The following is a 14,094-nucleotide window of genomic DNA, read 5'->3' as shown; positions in this document are numbered from 1 at the left end:
TCCGGGAAAGACGCTCCGCGGGCAGCGGCGCGATGGGCTCGGATTGTTTGATGGGGCGGGGGTTTGCGTGGAGTTACTGCCTCTCAGCGGCAGCAATCATCCGCAAAGCGGGGGTGGGGGGTTAGTGCCAGGAGGTGGGGTCTCGGGTTACTTGGGCGGTTCGGGCTGAGGTCAGGCAGTCGGCGAGGGTGCCGAAGGTTACTTGGACGCCTAGGTTGACGGGGGCGTACCAGGCCCATTTGGCGGAGTTGGTCATCACGTGGCGGGTTTGGGGACGCAGGACCGACGTCACGTAGGTGCAGGTGTCGACCAGGACGCGGATGCCGGCCGCCTCCACGTCGGTGAGCCAGCCGTTGCTCTCGGCAACCTTTGCGGTGGCGCGGTTGGTGGAGGCCCAGACCTCGACATTCGGCGACATCGCTTCACCAGCGCGCACGAGAGCCGCCAGCTCCTCGAACTCGCGGACCGACAAGTGCGGCGTACCGATGCTGACCGCATCCAGCCGCCCCGCCCCAGGGCTCGACAGTTCATCACGGGCAGCACGCAACATCGCCGGAGTGATGCGGTGGACCGTCTCCACGGCATCACCTTGGTGGGCGGCTTCGGGCGTCGTACCGGCGACGTGGAAGAGGCCGATGCCGCCGCGGGAGGCGGCTGCCGCACCGAACGCCTTCAGGTGATCCTCGGGAACCCGCTCCGCCCAGCCGGTCAGCAGAGGGACGCGGTCGGAGGCGAGCTTGCCGGTGAGGTGACCGAGGGCGGCCCAGGCCGCGTCCATCCGGAGGATGTGGGCGGGCAGTGGGCTGAGGTCGAGCTCGACCCGGGCGCGGCGGTTCTCGTCGAGGTGCAGACCCGCGTACGGCGCTCGCCCGGTCAGCCCGGCGCAGATGTCGACGAAATCGCCGTACCGGTCGGTGCGGGCGCCGAGGACCGAGTTCGCGAAGGCGATCGCGTTGGACTCGGCCCAGGCGATGTGTTCGCCGAAGGCGGGGCGTCGGGCGTCCTGGTACGGCGCGCAGGTCCAGGTCGGTGTGGCACCGAGGGCTGTGTACGCGTCCATCAACCGCCGGGCGTCCTGGCGCTCGGATCCGGCCAGCCGGACCAGGCCGGGGTGCAGGAGGTCGAGGGAGCCGACGTTCAGACTCGTCGGTACGACGACGCGCCCGCCGAGCTCGACGAGTCGCTCGGCGAAATCCAGTCCGGCCTGGCCGTGATGGAGGCAGCCGTCGACGTGCGCCGAGGTGATCGGCACCAGGGACCGGGCGCCGAGGGTGCGGGCCAGTCCGATGATCAGCCGCATCGCCAGCGCCACCGCAGGGCCGGCCGCACCGTCGAGGAGCTCGCGCTCCGCCGCGGTCAACGCCACGTCCGCCATCCGACCTCCGGTCGCCCGCGGGTCGCGATCACGCCGATCCGCGGCCTCATGCTACCGGTCCGGCAGAGCGCCGATTTTCGGCCGCCAAACGGCCTTCAGTGTCATCGTTGTCAGGGTCAGTCAAGGTCTCGTCCGAGCGTCTTTCTGCAGGTTCGGCGCGGATTCATCCCGATCACCCCTCGCCGATCGGGCCGACTACAGATAACGTTGTCTCTCGACCTTGACCGCCCCCGACGGAGCCCGACACGTGACCGAGCAGAACCCTCAGCACCGCACGCCTGAACCTTCCGTGCGCGAGCCGTTCTCCCCTGCCCGGCCCACGACCACCACCTTCCCCGGCAGGACCACGGCCCGGTACGGCGGATCGGCGGCGCGGCGGACCTGGGGACCGGCTCGGGCTGACGGAGTGGGCGCGGTTCGGCTGATGGCGGGGGGACGATGAGCGGCGACACAGTGAGCACGGTTCTCGGGATCGACATCGGCGGCACGAAGATGGCCGCCGCTCTCGTGTCCGCGGACGGAACGATCGTCGTCGGCGACCGGATCGCGACGCCGGCGGGCGAGGCCGACCAGGTGTTCGCGGCGCTCGGCGAACTGGTCGGCCGGGTGCTCGGCAACGCCGCTCCACTGGCGGTCGGGATCGGCTCGGCCGGCCCGCTCAACGCCAAGCACGGGCTGGTGTCGCCGGTGAACATCACCGGCTGGCGGAACTTCCCGCTCGTCGACCGCGTGCGAGCGCTGGTCGACGTACCGGTGACGCTCGGGGTGGATGGGCATTGCTTCGCGCTGGGTGAGTTCTGGACCGGCGCCGGGCGGGGCGCGCAGACGCTGCTGGGCATCGTCGTGTCGACCGGTGTCGGCGGTGGGCTGGTCGTCAACGGCCGGCCGCTCCTGGGCCAGTCGGGGAACGCTGCCCACATCGGGCATGTGGTTGTCGATCTGAACGGCGAGGCGTGCGCCTGCGGTTCATACGGGTGCGTCGAGACCTATGCGAGCGGGCCGCGGATGGTGGCTCGGGCCCAACGCCGGGGTTGGCGGATCGGCGAGAGCGTGGACGCCGCCGTACTGGCTGCTGATGCGGCCGCCGGGGATGAGCTCGCGCTCGCGGCCTTCGACGACGGCGCGCAGGCGCTCGCGGCCGGGATCGTCGCGACCGCGGTGACGGTCGATCTGACGACCGTGGTGATCGGTGGCGGGGTGTCGAAGGCGGGGCCGGTGTTGTTCGACCCGGTGCAGGCCTGGGTGAAGCGGCTGGCGCAACTACCGTTCGTCGCCGACCTCACCGTCGTACCAGCACAATTGGATAACGCCGGGCTCCTCGGAGCGGCCCACCAGGCCTGGGCCTCGATCAGCTGATTGCCCGTTGATGTTGCGCGACCGGGCAACATACTGCCCTTTCGGCACACCCCTCTGCGTCGGAAACGCCTGTCCCACGCATCTTTGCGCAATTCTTACCCAATTGCTCCGATCCGTGTAACGGCGACCCCTCTCCACGCGATGCAACGGATGGATGGGGTGGGGGCACGTCATCCACGGCTGGTCAAGGGGGGACCTGGATCAGCCAAAGAGGTCGGTCGATGGGGGGCCGTGGACCGGCCAGAACGCGTGAGCGGCGGAGAGGAGACTCTCCGCCGCCTCGCCGTTCAAGGCAGTGGAGTAGACGCCGGCGATCGGTCCTCAGGAGGGTGGAGGACCGCTCACCACCTCGATGGGCCTCTCGCCGGGGCCGGCGATCCGCCTTCCTGAGAGCAGGACGTCTACGTCTGCGACGACTCCACGCCGAGGACCTCACCCGCGCGTCAGCGGATCCGTAGAGCCCTACCTGCTTACGGATGCAGCCACTCGGGCTCGGGGAGGCGTGTGCGGTCCAGGCGGCCGTTGTCGTCCAGCGGGAGCTCTTCGATCGGGATCAGGTCGGCAGGGACCAGGTAGATCGGGAGTTCCTTGCCCAGGTCAAGCATCAGGCGGGCCAGGGTCGCGGGGTCGCTGTCCTCGAGGACCACGTAGCCGATCAGGCAGGTGTCGCCGCCGTGGTCGGAGATGGCGATGACGACCGCGTCGATCACGCCGGGCTGGTCGGCCAGGACGTGTTCGGTCTCGCCGGGCTCGACGCGGTGGCCGCGGATCTTCACCTGGTCGTCGGCGCGGCCGAGGTACTCGAGGGTGCCGTCGGGACGCCAGCGGCCGAGGTCGCGGCTGCGGTACAGGCGGCCGCCCGGGTGTGCTGGGTCGGGGACGAAAGCGGTCTCGGTCTCGTCCGGACGACCGATGTAGCCCTGGGCAACGGCCGCGCCGCCGAGGTGGATCTCGCCCACGCCGCCGACCGGTACCGGTCGCCCGACCTGGTCCAGCAGCCGTACGGCGACGCCGTCGACCGGGCGCCCGATCGACGGACGGTCCTCCGTCGGGTCGACCGCGTGAATCGTGGTGACGATCGACGCCTCCACCGGCCCGTATTCGTTGTACAGACGGCATTCCGGGTGCGCGTCGAGGAAGTCCCGCACCTTGTGGGTCAGCACCATCGCCTCACCACCGGCGACGATCTCGCGCAGCGCGGGCAGTTCGGGCAGCCGGCGCATCGTCGCGAGCAAGGCGGTCAGCGGGCTGAAGGCCATGAAGAGCCGCTCGACCCCGTGGTCACGCAGCGCCGAGATGACCGCGTCCGGGTCGTACCGGTCGTCCTCACCGATCAGCACCAACGCCGACCCGGACGCCAGCGCCGTGAACATCTCCTGCACGTGGACGTCGAAGCCGAACGACGTCCACTGCAGAGTCCGCAGCGAGCTCCGCGTCCGCAGGTAGTGCCGAACCAAGTTGACCGGCCCACGATGCGGTACCAGTACACCCTTCGGATTGCCGTTCGAACCCGACGTGTAGATGCAGTAGGCAAGATCATCGGCCGCGGCCTGAACCGGCGGCGCCTGGCGCGATCGCGGATCACTGTCAGAGGTCGCCACCGGTACGAGCCGCAGGCCGAGCCGATCGGCCAGGGCCGCGTCGTCACCAACCAGCGCGACCGCGGCAGCGTCGTTCACCATGAACGCCCACCGAGACTCCGGTACGCCGGGATCCAGCGGCAGGTATGCCGCCCCCGACTTGAGCACCCCGAGGACGGCGACCACCAACTCGGTGCCTCGGGCAACTCGAACCGCAACCAGCTGACCGGGCTTCACCCCGAGATCCGTGAGCTGCCAGGCGACCGCATTGGAGCGGCGGTCGAGCTCGGTATACGTGAGTTCACGTTGGCCCTGCACCAGCGCAACTGCGTCTGGCGTCCGCGCGACCTGCTGCTCGAACAGCGTGTGCAGTCCGCTCAACTCGCCGGCCACGACAGCGTCCCGGCGACCACGGCCGATCGGACCGACCGGCTCGAGATCACCTTCGAGCCGGCGCAGCGCTTCGAGGTCGGCAGCGATCGGCATCATCAACTGGGGAAGGCGAAGCCGTGGCTCAGCCGTTGCCCTGCGCAACACAGCCTGCAGGTAGTTGAGCAGCCGGTCGATCGTGCTCCGGTGGAACAAGCCCGCCCGGTAGTCCGCCGTACAGGTGATGCCGGCACCGTGGTGCGTCAACCGCAGCCGCAGATCGAGCGGCTCCGGGAGCTCCTCCTCGCCGTCCTCGAACTCCACCAGAATCTGGAAGAGCGGGTCGCGCTGGAGGATCGCCAGGTCGGTCCCCGCGTGATCGAAGGCGCCGGTCGTCACGTCGCGCACGCGATGCGCGAGCTCACCAAGGTCCGGCTCACCCGACAGGTCGATCCGAATCGGCAACGCCCGCCGAACTCCCGCCGAGGTGTCCCCCTGCGGCCGGATCAACGCCGACCCGATCGTCACATCCTCCTGCGCCGCAAACCGTCCCAGCACAGTTCCCACCGCCGCCAGCATCGTCATCAGCGGGCTGACCTTGCGCTCCCGGCTGAACACGAACACTGCGTCCCCGAGCTCGTCCTCCAGCTCCAACTTCACCGAAGCGACTTCACCCCGCCGCCCACCATCGGCCGGCAAAACCAACGGCTCGGCACCTGCGAGGGCCACCTGCCAATACCCGACATCCCGCCGCCGCCCACCAACGGCCGGCGCCATCTCCCCCTCGACCACAACCCGCCGCAGCTCCCCCACCCGACCATCCGAGTAAAGAACTGGTACGACGCTCCGCTCCCCACCAGCCGAGTCGTCTCGCGCACCCGCGTCAGGACGCTCAGCCGCCGCGCCTGAGTCGTCTCGTCCGTCCGCGTCAATCGGGTCGGCCTCTGCACCATCGTCAGCCGCGGAAGCGCCAGCCACGTCGGCGGCCTCATCCCCGTCACCTGCTGGCTCGTTCTCGGCGGACGTCTGCGTCGTACCGGGGGTTTCCGGCCCGAAGGTGCCACCCGCGAAGGGCGCGGCGGGGACAGCAGCGTCGTATCCCGTCTCGGCCGGCTCAGGAGTGGAGCTGGTGGTGTCGCTGAGGAGCGACAACTGCTCGCGCATCAGCTTGGTGACACCGTCGACGAGCTGCCCGGCCACCCGAAGCTGCTGCGACATGAGCGCCGCCATCCCGCTCCCCGGAAGCTCAGCAGCACTCGTTGCGGTCGCCGCTTCCTCAACCCGGGCCGCGAGCTCCGCGAGCCCAGTACCAAGCACAGCCAGCGCAACCCGCGCGTCGGGCTCCCCAACCGGCTCGGACGACTCAGCTTCGACCGGCGTAGCCTCAACCTCGGAGACCGCGATCTCTACCGGCTCGACAGTTTCTTCTTCCACCACAGGCGCCTCAGCAGGTTCGTTGCTCTCAGCAACCTGCTCGTCGTCCGCGCGCGTCGTCTGTACGGCGACCGCCGTGGCCAGCTTGTGCGGAGTCGTGTACGACGAGAACAGCGTTTCCGCCGTCAGCTCCACCGAGAACTGCTCGTTGATCCGGTCGATCACCGGCGCCATCGACTCCGCCGTACCGCCGAGCTCGGCGAACGTGTGGTCAACCGTCAGGTCGTAAGGATCGAGCCGCAGCACATCGCAGGTCAGATCCAGTACGGCGTCGAGCGACTCGCGATACCGCTCAGCCGACACCTCATCGCCCGACAGCGACCCCGCCTGCGCGAGGTAGTCCGCGTCGACCGAGTGCGTCTCCTCCGGCAGCGCGAACGGCGACTCCTCTTCCGCGTTGTCGTCTACTGCAGCGACCTCAGCCACCTCAGCCGGCGGATCCAGCGGAATCCGCTTCACCGCAGCACTCGACGGCGCGAACCCAACCGCCTGCGCCCGGGCTGCACGCTCGAACGCGCTCACCGAGCCACGCACAACCCCGTCGGCCACGGCCGCAGGAGCAGCGGACGACGTGTCCACCGGGTGGTGCACCCGACGGAACGGGTACGTCGGCAACGGCACGCGACCGCCGTACCCATAGACCTTCGACCACGTGATCTCGGTGCCCTGCTCGTACAGCTCAGCCAGCCCGTTCATCGTCGCCAGCACCGGGTCCTGCCCGAGGCGTTGCGCCGGAATCCACGTGCTGTTCGGCGCGATCCGCCGTCCGGCCGGGCTCAGTACGGCGTCCGGTCCGAGCTCCAGGAACCGCCGGCAACCAGCCGCGGTCACCGCCTCGACCGCATCCCCGAACAGCACCGGCTGCCGCAACTGCCCGACCAGGTAGTCGCCGTCCAGCACCGTCCCGGACTCGAGCAGCTCACCCGACCAGCTCGACACCATCGGCGTCCGCAGCGGCTTGAGCGTGATCCCACGCACTATTGTCGCGAAGTCCGCCAGGATCGGATCCACCAGCGAGCTATGGAAGGCCCGGTCGACATCCAGCCGCTGCCAAGCCACCTGCAACTGATCCAGCTGCTCGGCCAACTGCCCGACGATCACTTCGGACCCGGTCAGCACGAACGACTGCGGACCGTTGCCTGCGGCAATCTCCACGCCAGACGTCTGTGCCAGCTCGCGAACCCGGTCCGCATCCGCTCGCACCGACACCATCGCGCCCGGTGCCGTCCCACGCTGCATCAGCTCGCCGCGCTTCGCAGTCAGCCGTACGCCGTCCGCCAGCGACAGCGCCTCGGCGACACACAACGCGGCGTACTCACCAACGCTGTGACCGACCACCAGCGCAGGCTGCACGCCGAACGACTGCCAGAGCCGGGCGAGCGCAAGCTCGAACGCGAAGAGCGCCGGCTGCGCGGTCTCGGTCGGCCAGACGCCCTCCGACTGACCAGCCGGGGTGAGCAGCAGGTCGAGCAGGCTGCCGCCGGTCTCCTCGGCGTACACGCGGTCGCACTCATCAAGCACCGAACGGAAGACCGGGAAGCGCGCAGCAAGCCCAGCCGCCATACCGCGACGGGCTGCGCCTTGGCCGGTGAACGCATAGCCGAGCGGACCCGGGCCGCCGCGCGGGATCTCGGTCGCCTGAGCGGATCCAAGTGCGTCGACCAGCTCGGCCTCCGATGCACCCGCGACGGCGATGCGGTGCCGATGCGCCGGTCGCCCGAGCGCCGCCGTACCGGCAAGATCGATGAGGCGGTGGCCGGTGCCCTGCTCAAGGTCGGCGCGGTAGAGCTCGACGAGGTCGGTCAACGCGTCCGGGTCGGGAGCAGACAGCGGCAGTACGACGGGTCCGTCGTCGCCACGTCGGACCTGGCGCGGCGGCTCCTCCAGGATCACGTGCGCGTTGGTACCGCCGGCGTCGAGAGCGCTGACGCCGGCGCGCAACGTCGTACCGGCCTCCCAGTCGCGAGCCTCGGTCGCGACCACGAACGGGCTGCTGCCGAGCGCAAGTGCCGGGTTGGGCTCGGTGTAGTTGATGGTCGGGACCAGCGTCCGGTGCTGCAGCATCAGGATGGTCTTGATCAGACCGGCCATGCCGGAGGCACTGTCGAGGTGACCGATGTTCGGCTTGACCGAACCGATCGTGCAGAAGCCGACCTTGTCGGTGTGCCGGCGAATGGCGGTCGTCAGCGCTTGCACCTCGACAGCGTCGGCCGTGACGCTGCCGATCGCGTTCGCTTCGAGGTAGCTCAGGGACTCGGCCGCGAACCCGGCGCGTTCGAGGGCACGCTCGATCAGGGTTTGGTTGCTGCTAGCAACGTCATCGCTACTGACCGCGGTGCCACGGATGACGGCGTACACGGTGTCTCCGTCGGCGACGGCCTGATCGAGACGCTTGAGCAGTACGGCGGCGACACCGTTGCCGCCGACGGTGCCGTCCGCGGCCGCGTCGAACGCGCGCACGTGACCGGACGGCGACAGGATCGACTCGGATGACGGCTGGTAACTCGTTGCCTGCGGCACCTGTACGGCGGACGCTCCCGCCAGCGCGAGGTCCGCATCGCCGGAACGCAAGGCCTGGCAGGCCAGATGCACCGCGACGAGCGAAGACGACCAGGCCGACTGGACGCCGATCGCCGGGCCGGTGAGGCCGAGGCGATAGGCGACGCGAGCAGCGAGCGAGTCGCGCGCCTGCGGCTGGCGGTTGTAGAGGTTCATGCCGGAGCCGGCGAAGACGCCGACCCGGTTGGTGACTCCGCCGTAGCCGGCGTGCTCAAGCGCCTGGTGGCAGACCTCGAGGAACAACCGCTGCGCCGGGTCCATGAGTTCGGCTTCGCGGTCGCTCAGCCCGAAGAACTTCGCGTCGAAGGATTCAACGTGCTCGAGCACACCGCTGACCGCAAGCTCACCAGACTCGTCGGTCGCGAACCGCCGTACGCTCTCGACGCCGCCCACCAGGTTGTCCCAGAACTGCTCCAGCGTCTCCGCCCCCGGGAACCGCCCAGCAACCCCCACCACAGCCACCGGCTCAACCAAAGCCGCCGCAGGCTGAGCAGGAGTCTGTACGACGGCAGCTTCAGCCGCGGGTTGGGTCGCAGCCGGTACGACGGCCGCTTCAGCCGCAAGCTGGGCAGGCTCCGGTACGACGACCGGTTCGACCGCGGGTTGGGTAGCAGCCGCTAGGACGCCCGCTTCAGTCGCAGACTCGGGTGAGTCGCCAACGGGAGCCGCCACGTTCTCGGCGCTGTCGGGCTCTGCGTCGGCGGCCTTAACCAGTTCCTCAGTCGCATCCGACGCGGCGGGGTCCTGCGCGTCGTCCGGCTCGTCCGCCAACTCGGGCTCAGCCGCCTCGGCTAGGTCGTCAGTGACCACCTCAGCCTCGACGGGCCGCTCGGCAGACGCGTTCAGCTCAGCTTCGACGGGCTGGTCAATGACCAGCTCAGGTGCTGCGGCCTCGTCCCTCGTCGAGGGCTTGGAGGTCGGCAACTGCCTAGCAGTAGGCGCCTGCGCCATCCGATGCGCTGGGTCGGCGACCGGAGCCGCCGACGACTGAAGCTCCGCAGCCGACGACTCGACATCCACCTCGGGAGCATCGGGAGCCGGAACCTCAACCTGGGCAGCCGGTTCAGCGACCTCAGGCGCGTCAGCCTCGACCGCACCCGGCTCCTGCGACGCCGAGGACTCCTCAGCCGACGGCTCGACCGAACTGGAGTCGAGCCCCTCCGCACCAACCGTGACGCTCTCCGGCTCCTCAGCCGACGGCTCGACCGAACTGGAGTCGAGCCCCTCCGCGCCAACCGCGGCAGTCTCCGGCTCCTCAGCCTCGACCGACTCCGTCGCCTCGCCCTCGGCAGGCTCCACGCTCTCGACCTCGGCGGCCGGATCGGGCTCGCCAGCCGGAAGCTGTTCAGCCTGCGCCGACGCCGAGACGTCAACCGGCTCATCGGACGATTCCGTCTCCGGCTCGATCGACCCGTGCCCGGAGGCCCGCTCGCCGACAGCTTCGTCAGCGCGCTGCAGGTCCGCCGCACGCTGCTCCGACAACCCGTCGACCGACTCCGACTCAAGCTCAGCCGACTCCGCCGACGTACCAGGAAGGTCCTCAGCCGACTCCGGCAACGCGTCAGGAACCTGCTCGCCCGACTGCGGCGCCGCGTCAGGAATCTGCTCGCCCGACTCCAGCGACGCGTCAGAAACCTGCTCGCCTGACGCCGGCGACGACTCGGAATCACGCTCAGCCGACTCAGCCGACGTACCGGCGACCTGCTCGGCGGACTCCGGCGACGCATCGGCCCGCTCTGGTGATCCCTCTGCGACCTCGACACCCGACTCGGCGACAAGCGAGCGCTCATCAGCCGGCTCGTCCGCGACGGGGTGCGCGGAGCTGTCGACTGCCTCCGGGAGTTCCGTCGTGCGGGCGACCGCATCCGTCGACTCGTCCTCAGTGGGTACCTCCGCCGACTCTCCCGATTGCCCGTCGGCCGAGTCGCTGGATGCGGGCGCATCTACCTGAGCGTCGGATTCCTGGACGTCTTCGTCAGGTGCAGACGCGGCAGGAGCTCCCTCGTCGTCGGCCAACGTAGAAGCTGCGGGAGCTTCCTGTACGTCGGCGGCCGGGGTCTCCTGCACGTCGACCGGCGCGGACTCCGCACTGGCTTCTGCGTCGTCGGCCTGCGGGGAGGTCGCAGGAGTTTCCTGTACGTCGGCGGACGCCGTCGGTGCTTCTGGTTCCTCGACAGATGTCGGCGCTTCCTCGACGTCAGCGGACGCTGCTGGAGTCTCCGACAGGTCAGCCTGCGGAGCCGCTTCAGCTTCCGGTACGTCGATGGGTGTGGTGGGCTCGGCGGGAGCTGTGACGGCCTCGGCGCATGCGGGAGCGGACTCGCCGGAGGCTTCCGGAGCGTCGGGCTGAGATACCGCGGAGACTGCGACGACGTCAGCCGGAGCATCGCCGACGGTGGGCGCATCGGAGTCGGTGGCAGGCACCGCTCCATCGACAAGCCCCGAGGACTCGGTGGGCGCGGTGTCGTCAGCAGGTGCTGAGTCGACCTCGGCCGAGGTGTCGTCGGGAGCGGAGTCGGCGGTGGTCGCTTCGCCGTCGATGGGCTCAGCGGGTGTCTTCGGCGCGGTTTCGTCGACAGGTGCTGAGGCGACCTCGGCCGGAGTGTTCCCGGGTACGTCGCCGGCGGACGCGGACTGGGGCTCGGCAGAGTCTGTCGACGCATCGACCGGCGCGGCTTCGGGTGCTGAGACGGGCTCGGTCAACGCGTCGCCGGCACTCGGTACGTCGGCGGGCTCAGACGCCGTGGGCGAATCAGCCGCTAGTGCGTCGGAGTGGCCCTGGACGGGCTCACCGGGAGCCTGAGCATCGCCGGTAGCAAGTGCCTCAGGCTCGGTTGCGGGCGGTAGACCGTCAGCGGCGGTTGGGACGAGCTCAGCAGGAGCCGCTGCGTCGGTGGAGGTGAGGAGCTCGGACGCGGGCAGCTGCTCGTCAGCGGCAGTTGAGACGGGATCCGCAGGAGCCTGGGGGCCGCTGGGCGTCGCGGCCTCGGCGGCAGGGTCGGTTGCCGACGGCAGACCGTCGGGGGTCGACGAGACAGGCTCAGCAGGAGCCGGTGCGTCGGGAGAGGTGAACGGCTCGGACGCGGGCAGCTGGTCGTCGGCGGCCGTTGCAAGGGGCTCGGCGGGGGCCGGTGCGTCGGCAGGGGGTGACGCGTCGGAGGGCAGGGCCGAGGCGGGGGCGGTTAGGGGGTCGGTGGGGGTGCCGAGGGTGGGGCGTTGGGGTGGGGTGGGGATTTGTTGGAGGGTGCGTTGCCAGGCCAGGCGGACGGTGGGGAGCTCGGTGGTGCGTTCGCCGGCTTCTAGTTCCTCGGCCGAGATGTGGGTGTTGGCGGTGGCGGATTCGGGGCCTTCGCCGGTGGGGCCGGAGTACGACGTGGCGCCGGCGGGTTCGACGTACGGGTGGGGTGGCGTTTCGAGGGTGCCGTCGAGCCAGCGTTGCTTCAGGAGGGGGCGGAGGATCTTGCCGCCGGGGGTGGTCGGGAAGTCGCGGCGCGGGACGCCGACGACCTCGGCGACCAACTGGAGGCGAGTCTGGATGAGGCTGCGGATGGCCTGGTCCATGCCGGGGATCGAGTCCGGCGTCAGCGCGTAGAAGACGACCAGGCGATCCGTGCCGGACTCGACGTCCGGTACCGCGCACGCTGCGACCAGACCGGCCTCGGCGCCGACGACGGCGGCCGCTACGGCTTCGATGTCGTGGGCGTAGTAGAGCGTGCCGCGCATGATGATGCGCTCGCTGTCGCGGCCGGTGATGACGACCTGGCCGCCGGTGATGAAGCCCTGGTCGCCGGTCGACAGCCACTTGCGCATCGGCCAGTTGCCGACCGGGAACGCCTCGCGGTCGGCTTCCAGGTTGCCGAGATAGCCGGGTGTGACCCGGGCGGAGGCGACCTGCAGCTGGCCGATCCGGCCCTCCGGGAGCACGGCACCGTTGGGCGCCACGATGCGGACCGTCGTACCGGGAGCGGGTGCGCCGACGGAGACCAGGCTCAGTACGCCGGGCGCCTCCGCGCGCGTCTTGCCCGGGCGCGCGACCGCGACCTTGCCGGAGGACGGGCGCTGGTCGACCCATTCGACGATGCCGGTCGGTGGGACGCGGACGCGGTGCACGTTCGGGGTGAGGCCGGGGCGGGCGAAGGTGATGCCGGTGACGGTCTCGGTCATGCCCCAGGCGGCGACGAAGGTCTCCGGTACGACGCCGAAGCGGTTCGTCAGCCGGAGGAACTCGGTCATCACGGGGACGGTGATCTGCTCGCCGCCGCTGACCAGACTGCGCAGCGCGGACAGGTCCCAGTGCCGGTCCGGCTCCCCGGCGATCGCCTGCGTGGTCACCCGGTAGCCGAAGTTGGGCGACCAGGAGTGGTTGACCCGGTGCTGGTCCATCAGGTCCAGCCAGCGCAGCGGGTCGGCCAGCACCCAGTTGGTGTTGACGTGGATGTTGGTGCAGCCGGTGAAGACGGGCAGCAGGTGGTAGAGCAAGAACGCGCCGCTCTGGTCCAGCGGGAGCCAGTTCAGTGTGGTCTGGCCGGGGCGGACCGGGAGCATCGCCGGCGTGCCCGCGGCGAACTCGACCAGGCCGCGATGCGTGAGCTGCACGATCTTCGGCGTACCGGTGGTGCCGGAGGACAGCATCAGTACGGCGACGTCGTCCGCGGCCGGGCGGTGGAACTCGTTGGTCGGCTCGTGGCCGGCCAGGGCGTCCGGGTCGAGGACCGGCAGGCCGAGGTCGTCGGGCAGGTCCGACGGGCGGCCGATGAGGACGGTCCAGCCGAGCAGGTCGGTGACGGTCCGCAGGCGCTCGCGGCCGGCCTCCGTCCGGTCACCCTCGGGCGACGGTGCCATCAGCAGCGGGCGGATGCCGCCCAGCGTGCAGGCCCAGAACGCGGCGAAGAACCCGACCGGTTCGGTGCAGTGGACGACCGCGGGATCACCAGCCCGTACGCCGTTCGCCCGCAGGCCGGCCAGTATCCGGGCGGCCAGCTCGAGCAGCGTCGGGAAGTCGAGCTTGGTCTCCCGCCCGTCCGCGCCGATCTCGACCACACCGGCTCCGCTGAAGTCGCGGGCCGCGCGCAGCAGCGCACTCGGCAGGTCGCGCGGGTAGCCCGCGGGAATCATCAAGGCCGGCCCGGTACTGATCGCCGGCCGGTCGGCACCGCTCCTCACCACGCCGGCGCCACCACCAACGGGACGTCAGAGCGGGGGGCGGAGATCACGATGACGCGAGTCGGTCGGTGACCCACGGACAAGCGCCTCCCCAACTGGACGGAGCCGGGCTCAGGGCACACCCGTCTCGCTCTCACCGACACGAAGCCCCGTATTTCGGACAGCCGGACCGATGCCGTCACCAAGCGGACCCGGTGCGTCATCGTGCCGACCGACAGCCGTGAACCCTACCAGCCGCCCCGGCCCCAGCAGGAGCCA

The 14,094-nt window shown here is 70.1% G+C and carries 3 protein-coding genes; 1 reads left to right on the top strand and 2 read right to left on the bottom strand.

Features of this window, described 5'->3' with window-relative positions; translation table 11 throughout:
• Positions 1–121: 121 nt before the first annotated feature.
• The gene (locus ACIA49_RS13615) at positions 122–1,375 is read right to left on the bottom strand and encodes an aconitase X (RefSeq protein ID WP_396377449.1); all 1,254 of its coding nucleotides are present in this window, start codon (positions 1,373–1,375) and stop codon (positions 122–124) included.
• A gap of 438 nt (positions 1,376–1,813) precedes the next feature.
• On the opposite strand from ACIA49_RS13615, the gene ACIA49_RS13610 reads away from it, so the two are divergent.
• A complete protein-coding gene (locus ACIA49_RS13610) occupies positions 1,814–2,731 on the top strand; it encodes an ROK family protein (RefSeq protein WP_396377448.1) in 918 nt (305 codons plus the stop codon).
• 470 nt (positions 2,732–3,201) lie between these two features.
• Here the strand turns inward: ACIA49_RS13610 and ACIA49_RS13605 are convergent, their stop codons facing one another.
• Entirely contained in the window at positions 3,202–13,839 is a 10,638-nt protein-coding gene (locus tag ACIA49_RS13605; RefSeq protein WP_396377447.1) for an amino acid adenylation domain-containing protein, read from the bottom strand.
• Positions 13,840–14,094: the final 255 nt, after the last annotated feature.

The sequence above is a fragment of the Kribbella sp. NPDC051587 genome, assembly GCF_044453945.1.
Lineage (GTDB): Bacteria > Actinomycetota > Actinomycetes > Propionibacteriales > Kribbellaceae > Kribbella.
Note: the sequence above shows the minus strand (reverse complement) of the source record. Positions and strands in the feature narration are given on the sequence as shown.